Source organism: Streptomyces niveus, from assembly GCF_001723055.1.
Classification (GTDB): Bacteria; Actinomycetota; Actinomycetes; order Streptomycetales; family Streptomycetaceae; genus Streptomyces; species Streptomyces niveus.
Genome location: NZ_MDCR01000081.1, coordinates 1 through 24,673 on the forward strand (window position 1 = coordinate 1; position 24,673 = coordinate 24,673).

Genomic DNA, 24,673 nt, shown 5'->3' on the forward strand with positions numbered 1-24,673 from the left:
GTCCACGTGTCCCCCGTCCCCCTATAGGGGGGACACGTGGACGGGGGACACCGACAGGGGCGACCAGCAGCCCGGCAGTGTCCCCCGTGGGGGACAGGACGGCAGCAAGGAGGGAGCTGGGCCGAGCCCCGTACTCCCGTTGCCAGCCGTCTTGAGAGGAGATCAGATGCCCCGCACCCGCCGACGCCTCATGGGCTACTGCGCGGCCTGCGCGCGGCCTGTACGGCTCGGGGACTACCTCATGTGCTCCAAGGGCTGTGGCGGGCGTCTGTGCCGCTCGCACGGCCGGTGCATCGCCCGCCACAGCCCCAACTGCCCGCAGCGAGCGACCGCGTACACCGACAGTCCGCAGGAGGCGGCATGACCTCCCACGTTGACGAGCAGGTGGCGGCCCGCATAGCCGAAGCCCGCCGGAAGATCGAGCAGAAGAAGCGCCGGCGCGCAGAGCTTGCCGAGCGCCGCCAGTACGGGCTCCAGGCCCGGCACGTCGCCAAGATGCGCCGCTGGCAGCGAGAGGAGGCGTCGTGATCGACCTCGGACTGACCGCGTGCGGCGTGACCGTGGCCGCTCTCCGGGACAACGCCGAGTCCGTCGACCTCCTGCTTGACGGCCTCGACCGGAACCAGCTCCAACTCGTGGCCCGCGCCTCCCTCATCGCCCTCGGCCAGGCCGTGCGAGCCGTGCCCGGCGGCGAAGACGCAGCCGCGCACATCGCCCTGGGGCTCCAGCAGGGCACCTATCAGCAGATCATTGAAGGAGAACCGACATGACCGACAACCCGTTCGCCGACGACCCCACCACAGCCTCCGAGTTCATCGACGGCCGCTGGGTCGACAAGGGCAGGACGTACACCACCCACGACGTTGCCGCGGCGCAGCAGCGCCTCACTGATGCTGTGGGCCGCATCGAGGGCCGCCGCGAACTGTCCGCCGAGGCCAAGCGCATCGCCATCGCCCGCGCGTACAAGGAGGCCCGCGACACCGTCGCAGCCGCCGGCGAGGAGCACATCGAGCAGGTGCAGACCCAGCGGCGCATCCTCGGGCGCAAGGTGTTCGGGCAGCAGCCCACCAGCGACACGGCCGCCATCGTCAGCCGGCGCGACGCCGACGCCCGTGTCGCTGGGCTCGAAGACCCCCGGCAGGGTGAGCAGCTCCTCGCCCAGGCGGAGCGCAACGGAGACGAGCACCTGGCCCGAGCCGTCGCCGCCCACGCCGCCGACTTCGGGTGGCACGACGTGCTCAGCACCTACGCCAGCAGCCGGCCCGACGCGATCGAGGGCATCCAGCAGATCCAGGAACTGCCCGACACGGACGACCCGGTGTTCAGGCTCCAGCACGCCATGACCTACTCGGTCGTCCAGCCCGCGCAACTCGACGGCCTGCCCGACTACTCAGTCGACGCCCTCGCCGCCAGTGATCTGGAGGTCGCGTGATGTTCGTCGGCGCCAACGTCCACAACGCCGACACGGCCATCAGCGCGGCCAGGCGGCGCCAACTGCCCGTACCCAAGGCCGTGCAGGAAGCCCGCCGTCTGCGCGCCGCGGTGTTCGAGACCGGCCAGACCCCCAACCCCGAGCGGCCCGCGCTGCCCGAGACCGCCGACCAGGCCGCCGAGGTCATCCGTCAGCACGCCGAGGCGCTGCGGCTGGCCGACGTCACCCGCCAGGCCGCCCGCCTCTTCAGCGAAGAGGCCGACCTCCGGTACATCCAGGCCACCCGCGACGCCGTACCGGACTGGGTGGCCGGACTCGACAAGGAGTTCACCACCCTCGTCGGGGTCGTCCGCAAGGCAGCGGCCAAGCTGCCCGAGGACGTCAGCTCGGAGCGCCTGGACTGGAACAACCCGGTTCACACGGTCGCCTACGCCAAGGCCGAAGGCGCGGTTGCCCAGCTCGAACAGATGGTGTCCGACCGGGCCGACATCGCGCAGGTGGCAGGCAGCGACGGGGGCAGAGACAACGCCCTGTTCGCGGTCGCCGCACTGCCCGAGCCCACCACCGAGCGGGTGATGAGGGAGGACTGGCGGCAGCTCCATCCCATCATCGACAGGTGGAGGGAGCTCAGGCACCAGCCTGTCTCACGGTGGGTTCACCTCGTTCGACAGGGCGAGCTGACGCTCACGCTCGCCACGCCAGGCGAGGTCAGGGGCAGGTCGGTACAGGTGCAGCGCTGGCGCGACGCAGGTCATGCGCGGCGAGCCGCGACGAGCCTCAAGGGCGCTGAGGCCAACGTGGCGCAGGCGCTCGCGGCGTGACCCACGATCCCGGCGCTGCCGTGAAGGTCCGTGGAGGGCGCCCCACGGCAGCGCCGGCCCAATCGCGGTGCGGACGACCGCGGTTGGGACAGTCCAAGATCAGAGTCAATCCAAGATCCATCCGGTCCATGATCACCCTGGGGGGTGATCCCTCCGGGTGATCATCCATTCATCGGGCTCGTATAGCAGGCGCCCCCCTGTACGGGTCTGGGGGTTTCGGGACTCTCCGTGTTCGCTCGGTTACGCACCGCCTTTCATCCTGCTTGACCTGCACTAACTGACCTTCTAGGGCCCGCGCCAGGACTGCTCGAAGGGAGCAGCGATGGCCATATCAGTGGGCTCCGTCGAAGTCGACGTCATCCCGAACACCACAGGGATCTACGCGCAGTTGCGGTCCAGTCTGGTGGCAGCGGCTACGCGCGCGGGCGACGACGCCGGTGATGCCGCCGGCCGGGCGTTCGGCCCAGCCATGCAGCGGCAGGTCGGCGACATCGGTACGCGCATCGGGCAGCAGATCGGTACCCAGATAGCCGACCGGATCACCGCCCAGATCCGTACCTCGATGGCGCAGGGCATCACCCAGGGCGGTGCCGCCGCCCGTGGTGCCGCCACCCGCCAGGGCGGGGAAGCCGGCGGCTCGTTCGGCCGGATGTTCCGCAGCCGGGTGCAGGCCGCGGTGGCCGCCTTGCCGGACATCACGATCGGCGCGGACACCTCCGAGGCCGACGCGGACATCCGCGCCCTGCGCGAGCAGTTGCTCACCCTGTCCAATCAGCGCGTCGGGATCGACGTGGACGCGGCCACGGCCCGAGCGCAGATCGACAACCTGGAACGCGAGCTGCGGCGCCTCGGCGCGTCGCACCCGAACGTCGACGTGCGGATCAACACCGCCGCGGCGATAGGCGAACTGGCCGCACTGCGGGCGGAGATCGCCCGGCTCGACGGCCAGGACGTGGACGTCAACGTCAACACCCGTACAGCCGCCGCGAACCTCGGCCTCCTGACGACGGCCGCGCTCACGCTCGGGCCGGCCCTGCTGCCGGTCCTGCCGATCGTCGCCGCCGGACTGGGAGCCATTGCCGCGGCCGGTGTAGCCGCCGCGGCGGGCGTGGGTGCGGTCGCCCTGGTGGCGGTCCCCGCATTCAAGGACATCGCCGGGGCTCTGCAAGCGCAGAAGGCCGCCCAGGACGCGGCCACGGCATCGACGGGCGGTGGCGCAGCCGCTTCCGCGCAGGCTTCGCAGCGCGCCATGCAGATGGCAGGGGCGACGCAGGCGCTCGCCACGGCGGAACGCAACGGTGCCAGGCAGGTGGCAGCGGCTCAGGCCCAGGTGGCCACGGCACGCCAGAACGCGGCCCAGGTGGCCGCACAGGCGTCCCAGAGGAGCCAGCAGGCCGCCCGCGCCGTGCGGGACGCTGAGCGGTCCCTGGTGGACGCACAGAAGGACGCCAAGCGGGCACAGGAGGATCTGACGGCCGCGCGGAAGTCGGCGGCCGAGCAGTTGCAGGATCTCAACGACCGCCTGGCCGGCTCCGTCCTCGACGAGCGGGATGCGGTCCTGCGTGTCCGCGAAGCCCAGGACGAGCTGAACCGTGCCCGCTCCGAGGGTGCGTCAGGTCTCGACATGGAGCGCGCCCAGCTCGCCTACGACCAGGCGGTGCAGCGTCTCAAGGAGCAGCGCACCGAGAACGGCCGGCTGAAGAAGGAGACCGCGGAGGCCAACAAGGCCGGTGTCGACGGGTCGGAGACGGTCCGCCAGGCGCAGGAGCGCCTGGCCGACGCGCAGCAGCAGGTGGCGGACCGCGCGGTCGCGGTGAAGGACGCACAGACCGCCGCCGCCCAGGCCCAGATCCAGAACGCCCAGGACATCGCCCAGGCGCAGCAGCGCATCGTGGACGCGCAGGAGGGTGTGACGGCCGCACAGCAGTCGGCCGCCGACTCGATCTCCTCGGCTCAGCGCCAGATCCAGTCGGCGCAGATGTCGGCGGCCGGCGGAGCGGACGCCGCAGCCGCCGCGCAGGCGAAGTACCGGGCCGAGCTGGCGAAGCTCACCCCGGCGGCCCGCGGCACGTTCGACTCGTTCGTCCTCCTGCGGGGCGCGTTCACCGAGTGGTCACGCAGCTTGCAGCCCGCGGTGATGCCCATCTTCACGCGGGCGCTGGACGGCATCCGCAAGTCGCTGCCGGGCCTGACCCCGTTCGTCCTGGAGGCGGCCCGAGCCATCGGGGATCTCCAGGACCGGGTGTCGCGCGGGTTCAAGTCCCCCTGGTGGCAGTCGTTCAGGAAGGATCTGGCCGGCTCGGTGTACCCGGCGGTGACAGGTCTCGGCGCGTCGTTCGGCCGGGTCTTTGTCGGCATGGCCGGGATCATCGACGCCTTCCTGCCGCACATGGATTCGATCTCGGCGACGATGCAGCGCATCACCGGCCGGTTTGCCGAGTGGGGCAAGGGCCTCAAGGGCTCCGACAAGTTCGAGCGGTTCCTCTCCTACGCGGCAGACCGGGGCCCGCTCGTCGCGGACACCGTCGGGAAGATCTCCTCTGCCTTCTACCAGGTCGGCAAGGCACTCGAACCGCTGTCAGGGCCGATCCTGCGCATCCTCGGCGCCCTGGCGGAGGGGATTGCGATCGTCGCCGAGAAGTCGCCCTGGTTCGTCCTCGGGCTGTACGGGGCGGTCGTCGCGGTGAAGCTGTTCACCCTCGCGTGGGCGGCCCTCAACTTCGTGATCACACAGAACATCTTCGTCCGGATCGCGCTCCTGCTGGTCGCTGTCGTCGCCGGCGTCATCTACGCCTACAACCGGTTCGAGGCGTTCCGCAACGTCGTCAACGCGGTGTGGCAGGCGATCCAGACCGCCGTCTCCTTTGCCTGGAACTCCGTCCTGAAGCCCGCGTTCAACGGGATCATGACTGCCCTGCGGACTGTGGGCACTTGGGCGACGTGGCTGTGGCAGACCATCATCAAGCCGGTCTTCGGCTTCATTGGCATGGCCGCCAGGATCCTGGCCACGATCATCGTCACGATCTTCGTCCTTCCGGTGATGATCGCCCTGAAGGTGATGGGTGCGCTGTTCACGTGGCTGTGGCAGCTCATCCTCAAACCGGCGATCGACGGGATCGCATGGCTGGCCATTTGGCTGTGGAACAACGCCATCAAACCGGCGTTCAACGGCATCATGGTCGGAGTTCGCGCGGTTGGGTCCGCCGCGACCGTGGTGTGGAAGAACGTCCTCAAGCCTGCGTTCGAGGGCATCGCGTGGCTTGGGAAGTGGCTGTGGAACAACATTCTCAAGCCGGTTTTCGAGTCGGTCAAGTCCGGGATGCGGCTCGTCGGCGACGGCGCGAAGATCCTGTGGAACTCGGCGATCAAGCCCGCGTTCAACGGCATCTCGTCCGTGGTCTCTTCTGTGTGGGAGAAGGGCATCCGCCCTGTGTTCGACAAGCTGAAGTCGGCTGTCGCGCAGGTCGGGAAGGCGTTCGACACCGCCCGCGCGGCCATCAAGGTCGCGTGGGAGAAGGTGAAGGACATCGCCAAGGGCCCCGTCGACTTCATCGTCAACACCGTGTACAACGAGGGCATTCGCGGCGTATGGAACAAGGTCGCCGATGCCTTCGGTGCCCCCAAGCTGGACAAGTTCAAGTTCGCCAAGGGCGGCATCATGCCGGGCTACACGCCCGGTCGCGACGTCCACCGCTTCGTCTCCCCGACTGGCGGACAACTTGACCTGTCCGGCGGCGAGGCCATCATGCGGCCGGAGTTCACCCGCGCGGTGGGCCCCGGCTTCATCGCCGAACTGAACAAGATCGCCTCCTCGCGCGGGTCGGTCGGCATCAAGAAGGCGCTGGCCCCCGAACTGGGAGGGAACCCGACTCACCAGAAGTTCGCCGACGGCGGCATCTTCGGCTGGATCGGCAAGGGCCTCAAGGGCGTCGGCTCCGCCGCCTGGGACAAGGTCAAGGCCGGCGCTTCCTGGCTGAAGGACGGCCTGGAATCCTCCGCACGCGCGGGCGTGAAGAACGTCGTGAATCCGCTGCTCAAGAGTTTCCCCGGTGCTGACACCGGATTCGGGAAGATGCTCCGCAAGGTCCCCGACAAGATCCTTGACGCGATGTTCGGCTACAGCAAGAAGGCCGACGAGAAGGGCGCCGGAGGTGTCGGCGGCCCGAAGATCCAGGCCGCCCTGAAGTGGGCCAAGACCCAGAACGGCCTGCCCTACCAGTGGGGCGGAAACGGCAACCCCAGCTGGGACTGCTCCGGTCTGGTCAGCGCGATCGAGTCGAAGATCCGAGGCCAGAAGCCCCACCGCCGGTGGGCCACCGGCGCGTTCTCCGGGAAGACGGCACCTCCCGGCTGGGTGCTGAACGGCAAGTCGCCGTTCACGATCGGCATCACCAATGCGGGCGTCGGCCACACGGCGGGCACCCTCGGCGGCACCAACGTCGAGAGCCGCGGCGGCGACGGCGTCGTCATCGGCAAGCGCGCCCGCGGCGCCAACGCGAGCATGTTCACGCACCGGTACGGCTTCATGCCCGGCAAGTACGACCAAGGCGGCTACCTGCCCGAAGGGCTGTCGACCGTGTTCAACGGCACCGGCCGGCCCGAGCCGGTGTTCACGTCGCAGCAGGCCAGCGCCCTCATCAACGGCCGCAGCCTCGGCGGGCCCTCTTCGTTCGAAGGTGACCTCTACCTCGACAGCGGCGAGTTCCTCGGCAAGGTCCGCGGCGAGGCGACGCAGGTCGTCGACGCCACCCTCGGTCAGCTCGCAACAACCCTGAGCGCGGGACGGAGGCGGTAGTGGTGATCCCCGGCAACTTCCTGTCACAGGTGACGGAGTCGGTGATGAGACGCGCCACCCGCCCTCGGGCATGATGGAGAGGTCCGGACACGCAGAAGCCCCGCCGCAATTCTCCTGCGGCGGGGCTTCGTGCTGCTGCTCTACTCCTTGACCCAGTCGACCAGTGCGGACCAGGCGGCCGGCTGTACGGGTATCCGTGCGCCGCGGGGGCGTTTGGAGTCCCTCACCAGCACCCCGTCCGCAGGGCGGGCCCACTCGACACACGAACCGGAGTCCGTGTAAGTGGACTTCACCCAGACCAGACCTTGCTCTCCTTCGTGCACAGCGTTCTCCTCGCCGTGTCGATCATCTCCAGTGACGCCGCCGGAGGCAGCGCACCGGCTTGCAGATGATCGTATGCCGCGGCGTAGGCGGCGATGTCCGACGGCCGGTTCGTGATGACCGAACCGGTCAGCGTCTCGGAGAACACGGCCCGCTGGGAGCCGATCCGGTAGGTGGTGAACCCTCCGGTGAGTCCGGGGTGCCCGGGCGTTGACGTGGGAAGCACCTGGACTGTGACGGACGGCCGCAGGGCGACGACGTTGAGCAGGTGCTCCAACTGCTCGACGAGAACGGCCCACCCGCCGATCGGGCAGCGCAACGCCTGCTCGCCGATGATGAACCAGGCGCGCCGGTCGGATGCGTACCCGAGGGCGTCGATGCGCTGCTGGCGTTTGTCCGCCCGGTCGGCGACGGCCTCTATGGGCAGGGCCGGCGCGGTGGTGGTGATGGCGGCTACGGCGTACTGGTAGCTCTGGAGCATGCCGGGTACGAGCAGCGGGGACCATGCCTGGATCTGGTCGGCGGCGGTCTCCAGGCGGACGAGGCGCTCGATGTGGTCCGCCTGCGACTCGTCGGGCGAGGCCCGCCAGAGCCCGGCCTTGGATGGGTCGCGCGCGCCGCGCAGGATCTCTGCGGCTTCCTTGCGATTGGGCTTCACCGGTTCTCCTCCGGTTGTGCCTTCATGGGCGGACAACGCTACTCCTTGTGTGCGGTGCGTCACACCGCTTGATCAGATTGGGTGCTATCAGGGGTGCTACCGGGGTGCTAACCGATCTTGTCGTGACCACCCCGATAGCAGGTGGCATAGCAGCCACGACCTGCGCGGTAGCAGCCGTGACCACCCGTCTAGCACCCGTCTATCGGGCGTCTTTGCCCCGTCTTGTACCCGTCTTGCGATCTTCGGTGGGGCTGGAGCTAGACGGCCAATAGACGGGCCATAGACGGGGGTGAGACGGCCTCAAGACGGCCCCCAAGACGGGGCAAATAGGGTGGACAGGCACCCGGACAGAGGGTGGACACTGTCCGGGTCGTGTCCGGGTGGGAAGATCGTTTGTCCGGGGTGCAGTCAGGGGCAAACCCTCCCATGTCCAACCCCTGTCCACCCGGCCGTCCGGGTCGTCAGGACGCCAGCAACCGCAGGGCCAGCGCGCCCATCTGCTCCTGCATGGAGTCGATGCGCGCCTGCATCAGCGCCATCTCGGCAGCCATCTGAGCCACCACCGGATCGACTGCGGCCGGCGCGGGGGCAACGGCCTGCGGCTGTACCGGCGGCGCGTCGGGGGACGGCAGGAGGTGAGCGAACCGAGCGCGCACCGGCTCCGGCGCCTGCATATACGCGGTGTCGAGAATCTGCTGCATGTCCGCCCGCGGCACGCAGTCGGGCTCGGCCGCCCACTTGCCGACCGTCCTCACCGACACCCCCAGGTGCTCGGCGAACGCTTCCTGGGTCATGCGGAAGGCGTGCATCAGCAGTTGACCCAGCTCGCCCGACCACTGAGGCACGACCCGCTCAGCGTCCTCCGCCGGCCCCTGCCCGATGCCGGGCGTCGTGGCCAACGGGAACAGCGTGGCGAACCGCTCCTTGGTCCTGTCGTCCGAAGTGGCGAGCAGGGTGTCGAGCGCTTCCTGGATCTCGTAGTTCGGTGAGGACCGCGGCTTCTCGTGCCAGGCGGCGACGGTCCGCACGGCTACCCCGATCCGCTCGGCGAACCGATAGTTGCTCATGTACAGCGATTCCTGAAGCACGGCTGCGGTGCGGCCGGTCCACTTCAGCGGGCGCCCGTTCATGAGGGCGCGAGTAGGGTCGGTCATGGTTCGTGCCTCCGTAGGGCTTGGACCGAGGCGGGCTTCGGGGTGCGATCCCGGAGCCCGCGCGGCGTTACCGGAGACCGCTTCCCGACCGTGCGGGAAGCGGGTTGTGCGCCCCCCCGAACCCTTGGGGGTAAAGGGCTCGGAAGCCTTTACGCCCAAGGGGTTCGAGGGGGCGGAACACTTGGGTTGCGACCTGCCATCCAGCACCCGCGAACGGGCCCGGCGGCAGGGGGGGCATTAGGGATTCGCGCTGCGGTGATGCGGCCCGTGAGAGCCCTCCGGAGCGGCGGGGGTAATGGGATTCGACGTGCCGTTTCGCGGCCCCCGAACAGGGGGGGCATTTGAGATGCACGCTGGCAACTCTTCGCCGAAACGGCCCGCTTATTTGGATCGCACGCAGGCAACTTTCTCGGCCTACGCGGCGACCAACTGGCGCGCCGGCCGGCTCCACCTCCACCGGTTGGCGTCCGGCCCGTAAGCGCCCAGCGGGACGCCGTCGCCGCGGTACGTGTTCCTCTCGAACCAGGCGTCCCGTTCGGCGTTGAACTTCTCGACGCCGACCGCGCACGCCGTGCGGTAGCCGCGCCACTGGGGCTCGTCACACAGCACGCAGGAGTACGGGGCGTCCATGTCCGACGCGCCACCGTCGAACCGCCAGCAGTGGCCGGTCTCGTCGGACGCCACGAGCGGTCGGGGGTCGGCCAGGCGGTACGGGGCGAAGACACTGTCCGTCCGCACCCACACGCTGTGCAGATCGGCAACGGACGTCTCTGTGGTCATAGTCATGCCGCCACTTCCAATTCGTTCTGCGTGAGGCCAGCCGCGCGGAGCAGCAGCCAGGCGAAGATCAGGGGGAGGGAGTCCGCCTTGCGGAGGTTGCAGCCCTCGCAGGCGAGCACCAGATTGGCGACCTCCCAGCCGGGCCACAGCGAGTGCGGCACGTAGTGGTCGAGCGTCTTCCGGCGCATCGGCCGGCCCTTGAAGTTCCGGCGGCAGTAGAAGCACCGGCGCCCATCGCGCGCCTTGATCGTGCAGTGCATCCACGCCCGGACCTCCGGGGCCGGCCGCGCCCGCCTGACGCTCACCGCGCATCCGATCCGAGACCGAGCAGGCGGTCGAGCATCGAGGAGAAGTGACGGGCCCCGTACCGGTCCCCCGTCGCCCGCGCCACGATCAGGAGATCGGCGACACGGGAGACGGGCGGCAGGGCACGAGCCGGACTGCTGAGCGCGGCCCGCTCCGTCGGACGGGACACCATGGCGGTACTCATCGGCCGGCCCCCCGAATCTGCTCCAGCTCGACGGCCATGCCGTCGATGACGTTCGCGTGGGCTCGCAGCGACTCGGCGACCTTGCGGGCCCCGTTCGGGCCGAACTCCAGGTCCCCGTCCGGCTGGTCTTCCAGCACCAGGTACACCGCGTTGTTCGCGCGGAACGGGAACTGGAGGAACGACACCGGCAGGTGCCCCGCCTCCCCGTACTCCTCAGTCACCGACAGGGCCCACACCGGCTCGCTGCGGTGGCAGATATCCGCCTTGTCGACCGGCGCCGGGGCGGTGTGACCGTCCCTGCACCAGGACGGGCAGACCAGGCGCAGGAGCCCGTGGTCGGTCGTGGGGACCGACAGGGTCCCGTCGGCGTTACGCGGCACCGGGCGGGCCACGATGGGCCGTTCGTCGCCGCTCATCGGGCGGAGGTGGCGCGGTAGCGGGCGGCATGGGCGGCCAGCAGGTTCCGCACGGCCCTCTCGCGCATGAGCTGCGGGAGGATGCGCGGCAGCCGGATCACGATGTCGTCGCGGTGGATCGAGTCCACCTCGCCCTCAATGGGCACCTCGTCGGTGTCGCACTCGATGACTCCGGCGGCGAAGACGTCGAGCAGGTACGGGATCGGCATGGTGCGGATCTCGTCGTTGGTCAGGCTCAGCCACCGGTTCCCGGCGCCGTTGCCCTGCTCGTCGAGCGAGCGGTGATAGGCCGCGTGCTCCTCGACGGTGGCGTCGGCCAGGCGCTCGGCCAGGCCTTGCAACTCGACCAGGTGGTTTCGGGTGGCCCTGATGGTCTGCATGACCTGGCTGACGGTCTGGTAGCCCAGGATCTCGCCGCTGCCCGCGTCCGCCATCAGCGCCATGTGGGGCTTGTCGGAGCCGTCGTCCGTGGAGAACGGGTACTGCTGGATCCGCGCGGCCAGGATGGTGTCCGTCTCGCCGTCCTGCGTGGTGAAGCTGAGGGAGATCTCGTCACCCTCGTGGCACAGGTCCGACGGCTGCATGCCCTGGAGTTCGCTCTCGTGGTCCGAGGTGCACCAGGACGGGCAGACGGCGGAGAGGAAGCCCCCGCCGATCAGGGGGTAGGTGAGGTGGCGGTCGGCGGCCGGGGCCGGCTTGGGCGCGGGCTCGACGGCGGGGGCGGTGGACGCCTTGACCTGCTTCTGTACCGTGTTCTTCACGGTTGATCTCCTCTTGCGTAGGAGGTTCGGCCTAGGCCCTGGGCTGGTGCTCTAACACCGGCCTGGGGCCGCTTGCATGGGGCCCGATGTGCGGGCCTCCCTGCTGCTCTCTAGAATTAGTCCTAGGTCTGCTAATGTCAAGTTAGTCCTAGGAATATTCACCGACGAGAGGAACGCAGGGCATGGCTCGATATGAAGAAGTGGCCGTCGACCTGGAGCGACGCATCAGAGACGGAGAGTGGACAACCGGCGAGACTCTGCCAACGACGACCGCGCTCATGGAGCACTACGGCAACTCCAAGGAGACGATCCGCGCAGCGGTCGACGAGCTGGCCAAGAAGGGGCTCGTCCGCGTCATCAAGCGGCGAGGCAGCGTCGTACAAGACCTCACGGTTCAGCGGCGCCGCATCCGCCGGAACACCCTGGTGATGCGCGACCCGCAGCGCGGCTACATCTTCCCCGCGGCGTCCAGCGCGGGGGAGCCGTGGGAGGTCCACGGGCAGCCCCGTCGAGCCTTCACGCCGATCCCGGACGAAGTCGCGGAACACCTCGGCGTCGAGCCTGGCATCGAGGTCATGCGCCGGCGGCGCGTCACGTCCCCCGCCGGCGAACCGCCCTTCCAGATCGTTGACGCCTGGATTCACCCCGAGGCCCTGACCGAGGCCCCGCAGGCGGGAGAGATCAGCACCGGACCCGGCGGGTACCTCGACCGCATCGAGGAGGCAGGGCATGGGCCACTGTCGTGGGAAGAGGTCACCCGCACCCGCATGCCGTCGAAGGAAGAGGCCAAACTGCTGGCCATCTCCCCCTCGACGCCCGTCCTGGAAATGGCCACCATCGGCATCTCCAGCCGCACCGACCGGGCAGTGGAAGTCTCCGTCCGCGTCATCCCCGGCGACCGGGCAGAGATCCTGTCGAAGCTGGAGCGAGCCGACTCGGCGGCCTGGCCGGTCGAACCGGTCCAGGCGTAGCCCCACACGCGCGTCGGCCCCGCCCAGGAGAATAGGGCGGGGCCGACGTCTTCACTCAGCGCTACGCAATCGGTCCGCAATCAGTCCGCAGCATCGTTATCCGTCGCTGTCACGCACCATCGCGGACCATCGGTCAAACCCGCAGGTCAGGGACCTTCGGCCCCTCCGTCGCAGATGGCAGAGGGGCCGCACGAGTTCGAGCTGTACTTCGACATCTAAACCGGGAACCACGTGTTACGAGGGCCGCTACCCGATATCTGGGGTTGCGGCCCTCGTTGCTGTTGAGCCCCTATCCCGTGCGTCCGCGCTCGGCGCCGCAGTCGCAGTGGGAGCGGGGTGGGGTGGATTCGAGGGCGTCCAGGGCCTGGCGGAGTGCCGCGATCTTTGAGTGGAGTTCGGCCTGGGTGGGGGGCGCGTCGGGTCGGGCTCGTTCGGTTTCCAGTTCCTTCGCCTCCTGGAGGGAGTTGATGACGACACCGATCAGGAGGTTCACCAGGACGAAGGAGCCGAGCAGGACGAACGACGCGAAGTAGAGGATCGTCCAGCGGGAGATCTCCAGGCCCGCGCGGACCGCGTCGCCCAGGCCGTCGAGGGTGATGAGCAGGAAGAGCGTGAGGGCGGCGCGGCCGAGGGAGCCGTAGTGTTCCGGGTCCGCGGTGGCGAAGAACACCCAGCCGACCATCGCGTACACGTACAGCAGCAGCGTGCCGACCAGTACGAAGCTGAGTGTTCCCGGCAGGCTCTTGCCGACGGCCACGATCACGACGCGTAGTTGGGGGAGGAAGCGGGCGGCGCGTACGACGCGGGCCAGCCGGAGCAGGCGCAGGACCGTGGCGTTGTCGCGGGCGACGGGGAGCAGGGCGAGGGTGACGACCGTGAGGTCGAAGACGTTCCAGGGGTCCCGGAAGAACTCCCCGGGGCGGTCGGCGTGCGCAGCCGCGCGCAGGGCCAGTTCGGCCGTGAACGCGGCGAGGAAGCAGCCTTCGAGGGTCTTGAGTTCGTCGTGCCACGCGTGCACGACCCCGGTGTAGGTCTCGACGCCCAGCAAGGCGGCGTTGGCGAGGATGAGGCAGAAGACGAGGGCGCCGAACCAGCCGGATTCCAGGATCTGTTGGCTGCTGGTGGCCAGTGCGCGCCGGCGTAAGCCGGAGGCCTGGGAGGACATGGGTGTTCCTGTTCCTCCGGGGCCTCAGACCGCGCTGCCGGTGCGACGCGGTTCCGGGCCCACGAGTTCCTCCAGGATGTCCTCCATCGTGACGCAGCCGAGGATGTCGCCGCCCTTGTCGGCGACGACGACGGCCAGATGGGTGCCGGCCGCGCGCATGGCGGTCATCGCGTCGTCCAGCGCGGTGTCGGTCTCGACCCGTACCACGGTGTGCAGGGCGTCGCGGGGATACGGCCGGTCGCGGTCGGCCACGCCGAGGGCGTCCTTGATGTGCAGGTAGCCCAGTACGTCGCCGTCGGGGCCGGTGACGGGGAGCCGGGAGAATCCCGAGTCGGCGGCGGCGCGTTCGAGCCGGCGCGGAGTGCTGTCGTGGGCGATGGTGACCACGTCGGCGAGGGGCACCATGACGTCGCCGACGGAACGGGTGCCCAGTTCCAGCGCGTCGCGCAGGCGTTCGCCGTCGGACTGTCCGAGCAGTCCGGCCTCGCTGGAGTCGGTGACCATGCGGGCCAGTTCGTCGTCGGAGTAGACGGAGGCGACCTCGTCCTTCGGCTCGACCTTCATCAGCCTCAACAGGACGTTGGCGAAGGCGTTGATGCCGAAGATGACGGGGCGCAGCGCGCGGGTGAGCGCGACGAGGGCCGGTCCGAGGGCGAGGGCCGTCGGGGCGGGTGCGGCGAGTGCGATGTTCTTGGGGACCATCTCGCCGACCAGCATGTGGAGGTACGTCGCGGCGGTCAGGGCGATGACGAACGCGATGGGGTGGATGAGCCCCTCGGGCACCCCGATCGACGCGAACGGCGGCTCCAGCAGGTGCGCGATGGCCGGCTCGGCGACCGCGCCCAGGACCAGGGAGGAGATGGTGATGCCGAGTTGGGCCGTCGCCATCGCGGCCGACAGATGCCGCAGGCCCCACAGCACGTTCACCGCGCGCTTGTTGCCCTTGAGCGCGTCGGGTTCGATCTGGCTGCGGCGTACGGCGATGAGGGCGAACTCCGCCCCGACGAAGAACGCGTTGGTGAAGAGGGTCAGTACCCCGATGGCGAGTTGCAGGGCGGTCATCGGGTTTCCTCGTCGGTGCGGTCGTCGGTGCGGTCGTCGGTGGGGGCGTGGCTGCGGTCGTCGGTGGGGGCGTCGTTCTGCCGGGGCGCCGGTGCGGTGATGCGTACCCGGTCGGCCCGGTGGTGCGCCACGTGCAGGACGGACAGCTGCCAGCCCTCCACGACGATCCGGTCGCCCGGTACGGGGATGCGCTCCACCCGGCCGGCGATCAGCCCGGCCAGGGTCTCGTACGAGCCCTTCGGGGCGCTGAGCCCGATCTCTTCGAGCTGGTCCAGCCGGATGCCGCCGTCCGCCTCCCACACTCCGCGCCCGTCCGGCGCGGGGGCGACGGCCGCGAGGTCCGCGGTCTCCTCCGGGTCGTGCTCGTCGCGTACCTCGCCGATGACCTCCTCGACGATGTCCTCGATGGTGGCGACGCCGGCCGTGCCGCCGTACTCGTCGATGATCACCGCCATGGTGCGGCTCGCGCGCAGCCGCCTGAGCAGCCGGTCCACCGGCAGCGAGTCGGGGATCAGGAGCGCGTCGGTGATCAGTTCCGTGACGGCGGTGCCGGCGCGGTCGTCCTCGTCCAGCGCGAGGACGTCGCGGATGTGGACGGTGCCGATCACGTGATCGAGGCTGTCGCGGTAGACGGGGAAGCGCGAAAGGCCGGTCGCCAGGCTCAGGTTGGCGGCGTCCGCCGCGGTCGCGTGGGCTTCGAGCGCCCGGACGTCGACCCGCGGGGTCATCACGTTCTCGGCGATCAGCTCGCCGAGATGCAGGGTCCGTACGAACAGCTCCGCCGCGTCCTCCTCGATCGCCCCCTCGCGGGCCGAGTGCCGTGCCAGCGCGACCAGTTCCTCCGGGGACCGGGCGGAGGCCAGCTCTTCCTGGGGCTCCAGGCCGAAGCGGCGGACGAAACGGTTCGCCGTGCTGTTGAGATGGCGGATGAGCGGGCCGAAGGCGGCGGTGAAGCCGCGCTGCGGGCCCGCGACGACCTTGGCGACGGCCAGGGGCTGGAGATCGCCCAGTTCTTCGGCACCAGCTCGCCGATCACCATCAGTACGACGGTGGACAGCGTCACGCCGAGCAGCGTCGCGACCGTGGAGACGGCGCCGCCGGGCAGTCCGATCGCCTCCAGGGGGCCCCGGAGCAGCGCCGCCAGGGACGGCTCGGCGAGCATGCCGATGACGAACGAGGTGACGGTGATGCCCAGCTGCGCGCCGGACAGCTGGAACGTGAGGCGTCGGACGGCCTTGAGGGCACCCTCCGCGCCGCGTTCGCCCGCCTCGGCGGCGCGTTCGAGATCGCCGCGCTCCACGGTGGTGAGGGAGAACTCGGCCGCGACGAACACGGCGCAGGCGAGTACGAGCGCGAACGCGAGCAGGAGCAGCAGGATCTCGGTCACCGCGCCGCCCCCGCTTCCGGAAGCGTGAGACGCGTAAGGCGCGTAAGGCGCGTAAGGCGTGCGAAGCGTGTGAGACGGCAAGGTGGGATGTGGCTGGGGCTGAGTGGTTCACCCATCGCGGGACCGCGGCTCCTTTTGTACGGAGGGTCATGACGGGCCGGTCGGACGCGGCCCGCCACACGCCACCGGGCGTGCCAACTTCTACAGTGCTGTAGAGAAGATAGTACGACCCGCGCCGGCCTCGGCGTCGCCGGTCCTCGACGAGAAGGTTTGCCCGGTCGCGCCCAGAATGGGCAGGGTGGCTCCCCTCCCTGGGAGCTGCCGTGGGGGCTCCCAGGCGGACGATCGGTGGACGCGACGATGGGACAGGCGCTGGAACCGCTCTTCACCGCGGACGACGCGGGGCGGGTCACCTCGTGGAGCGAGGCCGCCGCGCGACTGTTCGGGCGCCCGTCGGATGCGGCGCTGGGGCAACAGGTCGTGGAGGCGGTGCGCGGGGCCGACGGGGCCCTGCGGGTGGTGCTGCGGTCCGATGCCGAGGGAGGCGGCTGGGAGGTCTTTCCGGGGCATGCGGCCGGCATCGGGGCAGCCGACGGAGCGGGCGGCGACGGGGATGTGGAGGGGCCGCTCGTGCGCGCCCTGTTCTCCGTGTCGCAGTTGGGGCTCCTGGTCGTCGACCGTGATCTGCGGCTGATCCGGGTGAGCGCGGCGGCGGGCAGCATGCACGGCAGTGCGTCCAAGGACCTTCTCGGGCGCCGTCTGGACGAGGTCTACCGGCTGGCGGATCCGGTGGGGGACCTCGCGAGTGCGAGGAGTGTCCTGGAGACCGGGACGTCCGTCTTCTCGCGGCTGGTGACGGTGCTGAGCGCCGGCGGATACCGGCAGCACTACTCCGTGTCCGCGTTCCGGCTGCGCCGGGCGGACGGCGAGGTCATCGGGCTGGCCATGACGGTGCTCGACGTCACCCGCCGGGAACGCGACGCCGAGCGGACGGCGACCGTCTCCCGGGTCCGCGAGCGGGTCGGGCGCTCGCTCCAGGTGATGGAGACCTGCCAGGATCTCGCCGACGCGCTGAGCCCGGGTTTCGCCGATCTCGTCGTGGTCTCCCTGATCGACCAGGTGGCCGGCGGCGACTACCCGCCGCTCCGTCCCGTCGACACCGAACAGCTGTTGCTGCGCCGCGCGGCCCTCCGTACGACCGGGCCGCCGGATCCCGAACTGGCCGTCGGCGGACTGGAGGCCGTACGCGGTGAGTCGTCCTACGTCAGAGCCCTGCGGGAGTCACGGCCCGTGCTCCTGAGGTCCGGCCGGGACGGCCGGCTGTCGGACACCCCGGAGCGGGAGAACTCCCTGCGCGCGGCCGGGGCACACAGCATGATCGTGGCCTCGCTCACCGTCCGGGGGCGGGTGCTGGGGCTCGTGAGGATGTTCCGGTGCGGCCGGTCCGAGCGCTACATCCTGCCCGACCTTCAGACCGTGGAGTCCGCCGTCGCCCACGCGACGCTGTGCCTGGACAACGCGCGCCGCGCCGCCCATGACCGGGCCCTCGCCTCCACCGTCCACCGCAGGCTGCTGCCCCGTCCCCCCGGCGTACGGCTGGGGATCGACACCGCGTACGTCGCCCTGTCACCCACCGCCGACAGCGGCACCTGGTTCGACGTCGTCCCCCTGTCCGGCGCACGCTGCGGACTGGTGGTCGGCGAGGTCAGCGGCATGGGTATGCCGAGCGTCGCCACCATGGGACACGTACGCACCGCCCTGCGCGCACTGGCCGGGCTGGAGCTCCAGCCCGACGAGCTGCTCGCCCGGCTCAGCGACACGCTCACCCAGTTGGCCCACGAGTGGACCGGCGTGGCCGACTCCGGCGATCTCGCGCTGACCGCCGGGTGCGTCTACGCCCTGTACGACCCGATCGCCCGCACCTGTTCCGTCGCCTGCGCCGGGCAGCCCGCGCCCCGCCTGATCCACTCGGACGGCCGCATCGAACGGATCGACGCACCGGTCGGCCCCCGGCTGGGAGCCCCCGACAGCGCACCGTTCGCCATGGCCACGTCGAGCGTCGGCGACGGCGCGACGCTCATCCTGGCCAGCGACGAACTCGACCCGGCGCTCAGCCCGGAGGTCGTCGGCCGGCTGCTCGCGGTCTACAGCACCGCGCGCGAACTGGCCGACGGGATGTTCACCAGGCTGGCGGCAGATCCCCGCAACAAGGGCACCGCGCTGCTCGCGCGCACCCGGCCCCTGCCGACCGACCGCACCTCGGTCTGGGACCTGCCCTCCGAGGACCGGGCGGCGTCCGACGCCCGCCGCATCACCCGGCGTTGGCTCACCGAACGCCCCGGCCCCCCGTCCGCCGACGCTCTCGATTCCGCCGAACTCCTCGTCAGTGAACTGGTGACCAACGCCGTCCGCTACGGCACGCCGCCCATCATGCTGCGCCTCATCCTGGACCGGTCCCTCACCATCGAGGTCACCGATTCCGGCGCCACCACCCCCAACCTCCGGCACGCCCGCGTCACCGACGAGGGCGGCCGAGGACTGTTCATCGTCTCGCGGCTCACCGAGAAGTGGGGCACCCGGCAGTCCTCGACGGGCAAGACCATCTGGGCCGAACAGTCCTGGCCCGTGGAATGACGGACGGCCCGGACGACGAACGGCCCGGACGACGAACTGCTCCCGTTCACGCGCGTACGTGGTGGCGGCCGATCGGGAGCATCAACGGGCGGCCGGACACGGGGTCTTCGATGACGCGGCTGTCGAGACCGAACACCGTGCGGACGGTCTCCCGCGTCAGTACGTCGGACGGGGCGCCGGACGCGTGGAGGCGGCCCGCCGCGAGGGCGATGAGGTGGTCGGCGTAGCGGGCCGCGAGGTTGAGGTCGTGCAGGACCATGACGATCGTGGTGCCACGGGTCTCGTTGAGGTCGGTCAGCAGGTCGAGCACCTCGATCTGGTGGCTCGCGTCGAGGAAGGTGGTGGGCTCGTCGAGCAGGAGCAGATCGGTCTGCTGGGCGAGTGCCATCGCGATCCACACGCGCTGGCGCTGGCCGCCGGAGAGCTCGTCGACGGACCGGTCGGCCAGGGCTGTCGTACGGGTCGCCTCCAGGGCGGCTGCCACGGCGTCGTCGTCGGCCTTCTTCCAGCGGGAGAAGGCGGTCTGGTGCGGGTGGCGGCCCCGGCCGACCAGGTCCGCGACCGTGATGCCCTCGGGGGCCACCGGCGACTGAGGCAACAGGCCGAGCGTACGGGCCAGTTCCTTCGCGGGCAGCCGGTGCACCTCCTTGCCGTCCAGGACGACGCGGCCCGCGCGGGGCGCGAGCAGTCGGGACATGGAGCGCAGCAGCGTGGACTTGCCGCAGGCGTTCGCGCCGACGATCACCGTGATCCGGCCGGGCGGTACGGCCAGGTCCAGGGACTCGATGACCGTGCGGTCGCCGTAGCCGAGGGTCAGATGTTCGGCGGCGAGTGAATGGGTCGTGGTCATAGCGAGCCTCCCGCCCGGTTGGTGCGGATGATCAGGTGGACGAGGTAGGGGGCGCCGAGTACGCCGGTGACGACGCCGACCGGGTAGCGGGCCCCGAAGGCGAACTGGCCGCAGAAGTCGGCGACGAGCACCAGCAGGGCGCCGACCAGTCCGGCGGGCACCAGCAGGGACGTACCGGCGCCGACGATCCGCGCCGCGATGGGGCCGGAGAGGAACGCCACGAACGCGATCGGCCCGGCCGCCGCCGTGGCGAAGGCGATCAGCCCGACGGCGGCCACGATCACGGTGATACGGGTGCGTTCGACGCGTACGCCGAGAGCGGCGGCCGTGTCGTCGCCGAGCCGCATCGCGGACAGGTCGCGCGAGCGCGCCAGCAGCACCGGCGTGAGTACGGCCACGGCGACGAGCGCCGGTACGGTCTGGTCCCACGTCGCCCCGTTGAGGCTGCCGGTCAGCCAGCGCATCGCCTCCTGGAGATCCCACTCGGCGGCCTGGGACAGCACGTACGACGTGGTGCTGTCGAGCATCGCGGAGATCCCGATGCCGATCAGGATGAGCCGCGCGCCGACCACCCCGCCCCGGAACGCCAGGCTGTAGACGAGGATCGCCACGCCGAGACCGGCGGCGATGGCGAGGACCGACACCTGCGTCTCGCCGAGGGACAGCGTCACGATCGCGATCGCGGCGGCGGCGCTCGCGCCCGAGCTGATGCCGATGATGTCGGGGCTGGCGAGCGGGTTGCGGAGCATGGTCTGGAAGGTGACACCGGCCAGACCGAAGCTGAATCCCGTCACCACGGCGAGTACGGCCCGTGGCAGCCGGAGGCGTCCGACGGTGAAGGTGGCGCCCGGTACCTGTTCGCCGAGGACGACCCGGATCACGTCGCGGGGCGGGTAGAACGTCTGGCCTGCCATCAGGGTGACGGCGAACGCCGCGACGAGCAGGACGGCGAGTACGAGGACGACCACCCGGCGGCGGGACGCGCGCCGGAGCCGGCCGGCGGCGACCGCCGTGACGGCCGCTGCGGGCGCGGGTTGGGGCGCGGGCTCGGCCCCGGCCCCGGTCTCGGTTTTGGTGCTCACAGGGCACGCACCTTCTGGCGGCGGACGATGTAGATGAAGAACGGGGCGCCGATCAGCGCCGTGACGATGCCCACGTCGATCTCTGCGGGGCGTGCCACGACCCGTCCGACCACGTCGGCCGCCGTGAGCAGCGACGCGCCGAGCAGCACCGAGAACGGCAGCAGCCAGCGGTGGTCGACGCCGATCAGCAGCCGGCAGGCGTGCGGTACGACGAGGCCGACGAACGCGATCGGCCCGGCGACCGCGGTGGACGCGCCGCACAGGACGACGGCGCCGAGCGCGGCCACGGACCGTACGACGGCGACCCGTTCGCCGAGGCCGGCCGCGAGTTCGTCGCCCAGCGCGAGGGAGTTCAGCCCGCGCGCCGACAGCAGGCACAGGGCGAAGCCGGCCACGAGGAAGGGCAGGATGTGGCCGATGCGCTCGAAGGACGCGCCGCCGACGCCGCCGATCTGCCAGAGCCGGAAGCTGCCCGCGATGTCGTTGCGCGGCAGGACGATCGCGCTGACGAGTGAGGCGAACGCCGCCGACGTGGCGGCGCCGGCGAGGGCCAGTTTGAGGGGCGTGGCGCCGCCCCGGCCGAGTGCCCCGACCACGTACACGAACAGGGCGGAGACCGCGGCGCCCGCCGTCGCGACCCAGATGTATCCGGTGGGCGAGGTGAGCCCGAAGAAGGCGACGGCGGAGACGACGGCCAGCGAGGCGCCCATGTTGACGCCGAGGATGCCCGGGTCGGCGAGCGGGTTACGGGTCACCCCTTGCATGACCGCCCCGGCCAGGCCGAGCGCGCCGCCGATCACGACCGCGAGGACGGTGCGGGGGATCCGCTTGGTGGCCGCCGCCTGTTCGAGGGTGCCGTCCGCTCCCCCGAGCGCCGCCCAGACGTCGGACCAGGCGACGGCGCGGGAGCCGAAGGCGAGGGACGACACCATGAGGGCGGCCAGCACCAGGACCGCGACGAGCAGCCACAGGGCGCGGGTGCCCGCCGGTCTCGGCGTCACGGCGACGGGGTCCGCCGCCGTTCCGGCCTGGTCGGGCGGGGCCGCCGGGGCCGCCCGGTCCACGGGGTCGACCGTCGTCACTTGACCTTGTCCGCGGCCTTGGCGAGCGCCGCGACGTAGTCGTCCAGCACCCAGGAGATCGACAGCGGCGTCGGGTTGGCGGCGGTCGCCAGCGGCTTGTCGCCGGGGAGCAGATACGCCGAGCCGCGGTCGATGGCGGGGATCTTCGAGAGCAGCGGGTCCTTGCCGAGCGACGTGAGCAGCTCGCCCTTCTCGTCCCCGTAACCGGTGATGATGTCGACGTCGTCGAACGCGTCTATCTGTTCGGCGCTCTTCGTCAGCGCGAACTTCTTCGTGCCCTCGGACGCCTTGGCGATGCTGCCCGGGATCTTCAGACCGAGGTCCTCGAAGAACAGGGTCCGGGTGTCGTGCGCCGTGTAGAAGCCGATCTCGCTGACGTCGTTGGGGTCGACGTGGGTCATGAACATCGCCGACTTGCCCTTGAGCTGCGGGTACTTGGCGACGGTCCGCGAGATGTCGCCCTCAAGGTCGGTGATCAGCTTCTCGCCCTCGTCGCCGAGCCCGATCGCCTCGCTGTTCGTCCGGATGATCTCGCGCCACGGGGTCGCCCACGGGGCGTCCGGGTACGCCACCACGGGAGCGATCTCGCTCAGCGTGTCGTAGTCCTGGCGGGTCAGGCCCGAGTACGCGGCGAGGATGACGTCCGGCTCGGTGTCGGCCACGGCTTCGAAGTCGATGCCGTCGGTCTCGTCGAACAGGACCGGCGTCTCCGCCTTCAGCTCGTCGAGCCGCTCAGCGGTCCAGGGCAGGACACCGTCGCCGTTGTCGTCGCCGAAGTTGGCCTTGGCCATGCCGACCGGTACGACTCCGAGCGCCAACGGCACTTCGTCGTTGGCCCAGTTGACCGTGGCGACGCGCTTGGGCTTGGCGGGGATGGTGGTCTTCCCGAGGGCGTGCTCGACCGTCAGGGGGAACGCGTTCGCGTCGCCCTTCCCGCTCTTGCCCGCGCCCTCGCTCTCGCTCTCGCTCGCGGAGTCGGCCGGGCCGCCGCAGGCGGCGAGACCCGTCAGGGCGGCTGCGGCGGTTGCCGCTACGAGCAGACGAAGACGGTGTGCAGGCATGGGTCCGTACTCAGCTTTCGGCGGGTCGGGGGTGCGGTCCTCGCGCGATCGGGTCGCGCGGCCGCAAACCTCCGGTTAGGTAAGGCTTACCTTCGCACCTTATGAGAAGGGGTCGCTGTGTCGCAATCGACCCTTTGAGACAGGGGTTGTAGCGATCGGGACATGGAGCGCGGAGCGCCTGGCTCAATGCGTACGGAAAGTGCCCGGCGTCAGTCCGGTCGTACGCCGGAAGGCCACACCGAAAGCGCTCGCCGACCGGTAGCCGACCTGCTCCGCCACGGCCTCGACGTCCCAGCCCCGGGTGAGCAGCGCCACGGCGTGCTGGGCCCGTACGGCAGCCACCCAGCGCGCGAAGCTCGTCCCGGTCTCGGTGTTGAACGCGCGGGTGATCGTGCGGGGGCTGACGCGCAGCGCCGAGGCCCAGTCGGTCAGCGTGCGGGGATCGCCCGGGTCCTCGCGTACCGCGTCGGCTATCGGGCGCAGCAGGGCGGAGGTGGGTACGTGGACGAGCAACTCGCGTGGCGACGGGGCGAGTACGTCGAGCACCAGCACCTCGGTCGCCGTGCGCGAGGCGGCGGAGAGGGCGGGGTCACCGAGGCGTTCCAGCAGCAGCCGCAGCAGCGGGGTGATCTCGACGGCGACCGGCGTCGGGGAGATCGATGACGTGGTACGGAAGCCGAAGAAGCTCGCCCGGAACCAGGTGCCCGCGACCGCCGAACCGGAGTGCAGCGTCCCCGCCGGCATCCACAGGCCCAGCGCCGGGGTGACGGTCCACACCCGCGCGCCGACCACGGCGGAGGACGCGCCGCGCTCGTTCCAGAGCAGTTCGTGGAAGGGGTGGGAGTGCTCGTCCCAGACGGTGTCGTGGGTGACGACCTCGTCGTATCCCGCGATGACGAACGGCGTGTCCACCCCGCCGGGCGCGAGCGCCGGCAGCGTCCTGGTCTCCCTGGTCATGCGCGCGACCGGTCCCGGCGGGGCCGCTCCGCGCGGGAGCCGGTGGAGGGGATGACACGTCGCATTCCGTCACCCTAGAGGACCGGTCGGACAGGGCCTGCGGCCCCTAGGGCGCCGTCAGCGCGGCGAGCGGGAGCGGGGTGAAGCGGATCGTCTCGTACGCGGTGGCCCGCCCCGTCTCGTAGAGGATCCCGACGTGCTCGCCGTCCAGTTGTACGAGGTCGGAGTAGGCGGCCTTGGCGTCGGACAGCCGGTGTCCGGCCGACCAGGTCGCGCCGCCGTCCGCACTCGCGCGGACGGTCATCGACGCCCGGTCGCCGGGGTCGGCGGGCGCGGCCATCAGCAGCGGGGCGCCGGCCGCCGCACCGCCGGGCTGGAGGAGGCTGCCCTGCACGGGCGGCGCGGTGATCGAGGCGACCGCGTCGAAGGGTTCGGCGAGCGTCGCGCCGCCGTCCCGGCTCCAGGCGTGGACCCGGTTGCCCGGGGCGCTGCCCTTCTGGTCGCGGGCGTTGAAGTAGACCGTCCCGTCGGGGAGTTGGGCGACGGCGGTCTCGTTGACATGGTGCGTGCCGTCACCCGCCGGGTCGACGTAGCCGATCCGCCAGGTCTCGCCGCCGTCGTCGCTGATCAGACAGTGCCCGGCGTAGTGCCGGGGCTCGGCCCCGGTGTCCGTGCTGCCGTCCGCCGGGGCGACGGAGTGGTTCGCGCCGACGACGAGGCGTCCCGCGTGCGGCCCGGCGGTCAGCTCGACGCCGTGGCCGGGGCCGGTGGCATACCAGCGCCAGTCGGGCCGC

The 24,673-nt window shown here is 70.6% G+C and carries 24 protein-coding genes and 1 pseudogene; 8 read left to right on the forward strand and 17 right to left on the reverse strand.

Annotated elements, in window-relative coordinates; all coding sequences use genetic code 11:
• The first annotated feature begins 166 nt into the window (after positions 1-166).
• The 6 genes from BHU15_RS39705 to BHU15_RS11715 all read left to right on the forward strand — a co-directional run bounded on the left by BHU15_RS39705 (position 167) and on the right by BHU15_RS11715 (position 7,048).
• Positions 167-364 (forward strand): hypothetical protein, encoded by a 198-nt coding sequence (locus BHU15_RS39705; protein ID WP_141726801.1) that lies wholly within the window; start codon positions 167-169, stop codon positions 362-364.
• Positions 361-528: a hypothetical protein gene (locus BHU15_RS40085; protein ID WP_171908357.1), complete on the forward strand. Its 168-nt coding sequence runs from the start codon at positions 361-363 to the stop codon at positions 526-528. Before BHU15_RS39705 ends, BHU15_RS40085 begins: the two co-directional genes overlap by 4 nt.
• Positions 525-770 carry a hypothetical protein gene (locus tag BHU15_RS11700; RefSeq protein ID WP_069627129.1) on the forward strand — a complete coding sequence of 82 codons (246 nt, stop codon included), beginning with the start codon at positions 525-527 and terminating at the stop codon, positions 768-770. Before BHU15_RS40085 ends, BHU15_RS11700 begins: the two co-directional genes overlap by 4 nt.
• The gene (locus BHU15_RS11705; protein ID WP_069627130.1) at positions 767-1,432 is read left to right on the forward strand and encodes a hypothetical protein; all 666 of its coding nucleotides are present in this window, start codon (positions 767-769) and stop codon (positions 1,430-1,432) included. The genes BHU15_RS11700 and BHU15_RS11705 overlap by 4 nt, the downstream gene beginning before the upstream one ends.
• The gene (locus BHU15_RS11710; RefSeq protein WP_069627131.1) at positions 1,432-2,253 is read left to right on the forward strand and encodes a hypothetical protein; all 822 of its coding nucleotides are present in this window, start codon (positions 1,432-1,434) and stop codon (positions 2,251-2,253) included. Before BHU15_RS11705 ends, BHU15_RS11710 begins: the two co-directional genes overlap by 1 nt.
• A 322-nt stretch (positions 2,254-2,575) precedes the next feature.
• Positions 2,576-7,048, forward strand: coding sequence for a hypothetical protein (locus BHU15_RS11715; RefSeq protein WP_069627132.1), 4,473 nt, complete (start codon positions 2,576-2,578; stop codon positions 7,046-7,048).
• Positions 7,049-7,188: 140 nt separating this feature from the next.
• On the opposite strand, the gene BHU15_RS11720 is transcribed toward BHU15_RS11715, so the two are convergent.
• From BHU15_RS11720 to BHU15_RS11750, 8 genes are all read right to left on the reverse strand, one after another.
• Positions 7,189-7,341, reverse strand: a complete 153-nt coding sequence (locus BHU15_RS11720; RefSeq protein WP_368483196.1) for a DUF397 domain-containing protein — start codon at positions 7,339-7,341, stop codon at positions 7,189-7,191.
• Positions 7,338-8,027, reverse strand: a complete 690-nt coding sequence (locus tag BHU15_RS11725) for a DUF5753 domain-containing protein (protein ID WP_255293079.1) — start codon at positions 8,025-8,027, stop codon at positions 7,338-7,340. The genes BHU15_RS11720 and BHU15_RS11725 overlap by 4 nt, the downstream gene beginning before the upstream one ends.
• 461 nt (positions 8,028-8,488) lie before the next feature.
• Positions 8,489-9,157, reverse strand: coding sequence for a helix-turn-helix domain-containing protein (locus BHU15_RS41240; RefSeq protein WP_255293080.1), 669 nt, complete (start codon positions 9,155-9,157; stop codon positions 8,489-8,491).
• Positions 9,158-9,595: 438 nt separating this feature from the next.
• Positions 9,596-9,967: a hypothetical protein gene (locus tag BHU15_RS11735; protein WP_141726802.1), complete on the reverse strand. Its 372-nt coding sequence runs from the start codon at positions 9,965-9,967 to the stop codon at positions 9,596-9,598.
• Positions 9,964-10,221, reverse strand: coding sequence for an HNH endonuclease (locus BHU15_RS11740; RefSeq protein WP_069627136.1), 258 nt, complete (start codon positions 10,219-10,221; stop codon positions 9,964-9,966). Before BHU15_RS11740 ends, BHU15_RS11735 begins: the two co-directional genes overlap by 4 nt.
• 41 nt (positions 10,222-10,262) lie before the next feature.
• Positions 10,263-10,451, reverse strand: coding sequence for a hypothetical protein (locus BHU15_RS39710; RefSeq protein ID WP_141726803.1), 189 nt, complete (start codon positions 10,449-10,451; stop codon positions 10,263-10,265).
• Complete coding sequence (locus tag BHU15_RS11745) at positions 10,448-10,867, reverse strand: DUF6907 domain-containing protein (RefSeq protein ID WP_069627137.1); 420 nt, start codon at positions 10,865-10,867, stop codon at positions 10,448-10,450. The genes BHU15_RS39710 and BHU15_RS11745 overlap by 4 nt, the downstream gene beginning before the upstream one ends.
• Positions 10,864-11,628 (reverse strand): DUF6907 domain-containing protein, encoded by a 765-nt coding sequence (locus BHU15_RS11750; protein ID WP_069627138.1) that lies wholly within the window; start codon positions 11,626-11,628, stop codon positions 10,864-10,866. Before BHU15_RS11750 ends, BHU15_RS11745 begins: the two co-directional genes overlap by 4 nt.
• A 182-nt stretch (positions 11,629-11,810) precedes the next feature.
• Between BHU15_RS11750 and BHU15_RS11755 the strand changes: the two genes are divergently transcribed.
• Entirely contained in the window at positions 11,811-12,599 is a 789-nt protein-coding gene (locus BHU15_RS11755) for a GntR family transcriptional regulator (RefSeq protein ID WP_079128078.1), read from the forward strand.
• 289 nt (positions 12,600-12,888) lie between these two features.
• On the opposite strand, the gene BHU15_RS11760 is transcribed toward BHU15_RS11755, so the two are convergent.
• From BHU15_RS11760 to BHU15_RS11770, 3 genes and pseudogenes are all read right to left on the reverse strand, one after another.
• A complete protein-coding gene (locus tag BHU15_RS11760; protein WP_069627139.1) occupies positions 12,889-13,764 on the reverse strand; it encodes an ion transporter in 876 nt (291 codons plus the stop codon).
• 24 nt (positions 13,765-13,788) lie between these two features.
• On the reverse strand, positions 13,789-14,826 hold the full coding sequence (locus BHU15_RS11765) for a hemolysin family protein (protein WP_069627140.1): 1,038 nt from the start codon (positions 14,824-14,826) through the stop codon (positions 13,789-13,791).
• Positions 14,823-16,213: pseudogene (locus BHU15_RS11770) on the reverse strand (hemolysin family protein). Before BHU15_RS11770 ends, BHU15_RS11765 begins: the two are co-directional and overlap by 4 nt.
• A 348-nt stretch (positions 16,214-16,561) precedes the next feature.
• On the opposite strand from BHU15_RS11770, the gene BHU15_RS11775 reads away from it, so the two are divergent.
• A complete protein-coding gene (locus BHU15_RS11775) occupies positions 16,562-18,847 on the forward strand; it encodes a SpoIIE family protein phosphatase (protein ID WP_255293081.1) in 2,286 nt (761 codons plus the stop codon).
• Positions 18,848-18,893: 46 nt separating this feature from the next.
• On the opposite strand, the gene BHU15_RS11780 is transcribed toward BHU15_RS11775, so the two are convergent.
• The 6 genes from BHU15_RS11780 to BHU15_RS11805 form a co-directional block, all read right to left on the reverse strand.
• A complete protein-coding gene (locus BHU15_RS11780) occupies positions 18,894-19,697 on the reverse strand; it encodes an ABC transporter ATP-binding protein (protein WP_069627141.1) in 804 nt (267 codons plus the stop codon).
• Positions 19,694-20,779, reverse strand: coding sequence for a FecCD family ABC transporter permease (locus BHU15_RS11785; RefSeq protein WP_069627142.1), 1,086 nt, complete (start codon positions 20,777-20,779; stop codon positions 19,694-19,696). The genes BHU15_RS11780 and BHU15_RS11785 overlap by 4 nt, the downstream gene beginning before the upstream one ends.
• A complete protein-coding gene (locus BHU15_RS11790; RefSeq protein WP_107422837.1) occupies positions 20,776-21,711 on the reverse strand; it encodes a FecCD family ABC transporter permease in 936 nt (311 codons plus the stop codon). Before BHU15_RS11790 ends, BHU15_RS11785 begins: the two co-directional genes overlap by 4 nt.
• A 146-nt stretch (positions 21,712-21,857) precedes the next feature.
• On the reverse strand, positions 21,858-22,922 hold the full coding sequence (locus BHU15_RS11795) for an iron-siderophore ABC transporter substrate-binding protein (protein WP_069627143.1): 1,065 nt from the start codon (positions 22,920-22,922) through the stop codon (positions 21,858-21,860).
• Positions 22,923-23,105: 183 nt separating this feature from the next.
• On the reverse strand, positions 23,106-23,879 hold the full coding sequence (locus BHU15_RS11800; protein WP_069627144.1) for a helix-turn-helix transcriptional regulator: 774 nt from the start codon (positions 23,877-23,879) through the stop codon (positions 23,106-23,108).
• Between the two features lie 106 nt (positions 23,880-23,985).
• A partial coding sequence (locus BHU15_RS11805; protein WP_141726804.1) for a sialidase family protein occupies positions 23,986-24,673 on the reverse strand: 688 nt, incomplete at its 5' end.

What these genes read in the sequence shown, in the direction of transcription:
- BHU15_RS11740 (WP_069627136.1), bottom strand. Translation starts at nt 10,221, where the DNA reads ATGCACTGCACGATCAAGGCGCGCGATGGGCGCCGGTGCTTCTACTGC.
- BHU15_RS11735 (WP_141726802.1), bottom strand. Translation starts at nt 9,967, where the DNA reads ATGACTATGACCACAGAGACGTCCGTTGCCGATCTGCACAGCGTGTGG.
- BHU15_RS11705 (WP_069627130.1), top strand. Translation starts at nt 767, where the DNA reads ATGACCGACAACCCGTTCGCCGACGACCCCACCACAGCCTCCGAGTTC.
- BHU15_RS11755 (WP_079128078.1), top strand. Translation starts at nt 11,811, where the DNA reads ATGGCTCGATATGAAGAAGTGGCCGTCGACCTGGAGCGACGCATCAGA.
- BHU15_RS11780 (WP_069627141.1), bottom strand. Translation starts at nt 19,697, where the DNA reads ATGACCACGACCCATTCACTCGCCGCCGAACATCTGACCCTCGGCTAC.
- BHU15_RS39705 (WP_141726801.1), top strand. Translation starts at nt 167, where the DNA reads ATGCCCCGCACCCGCCGACGCCTCATGGGCTACTGCGCGGCCTGCGCG.
- BHU15_RS11745 (WP_069627137.1), bottom strand. Translation starts at nt 10,867, where the DNA reads ATGAGCGGCGACGAACGGCCCATCGTGGCCCGCCCGGTGCCGCGTAAC.
- BHU15_RS11800 (WP_069627144.1), bottom strand. Translation starts at nt 23,879, where the DNA reads ATGACCAGGGAGACCAGGACGCTGCCGGCGCTCGCGCCCGGCGGGGTG.
- BHU15_RS11710 (WP_069627131.1), top strand. Translation starts at nt 1,432, where the DNA reads ATGTTCGTCGGCGCCAACGTCCACAACGCCGACACGGCCATCAGCGCG.
- BHU15_RS40085 (WP_171908357.1), top strand. Translation starts at nt 361, where the DNA reads ATGACCTCCCACGTTGACGAGCAGGTGGCGGCCCGCATAGCCGAAGCC.
- BHU15_RS11795 (WP_069627143.1), bottom strand. Translation starts at nt 22,922, where the DNA reads ATGCCTGCACACCGTCTTCGTCTGCTCGTAGCGGCAACCGCCGCAGCC.
- BHU15_RS11765 (WP_069627140.1), bottom strand. Translation starts at nt 14,826, where the DNA reads ATGACCGCCCTGCAACTCGCCATCGGGGTACTGACCCTCTTCACCAAC.
- BHU15_RS39710 (WP_141726803.1), bottom strand. Translation starts at nt 10,451, where the DNA reads ATGAGTACCGCCATGGTGTCCCGTCCGACGGAGCGGGCCGCGCTCAGC.
- BHU15_RS11790 (WP_107422837.1), bottom strand. Translation starts at nt 21,711, where the DNA reads ATGGTGTCGTCCCTCGCCTTCGGCTCCCGCGCCGTCGCCTGGTCCGAC.
- BHU15_RS11715 (WP_069627132.1), top strand. Translation starts at nt 2,576, where the DNA reads ATGGCCATATCAGTGGGCTCCGTCGAAGTCGACGTCATCCCGAACACC.
- BHU15_RS11760 (WP_069627139.1), bottom strand. Translation starts at nt 13,764, where the DNA reads ATGTCCTCCCAGGCCTCCGGCTTACGCCGGCGCGCACTGGCCACCAGC.
- BHU15_RS41240 (WP_255293080.1), bottom strand. Translation starts at nt 9,157, where the DNA reads ATGAACGGGCGCCCGCTGAAGTGGACCGGCCGCACCGCAGCCGTGCTT.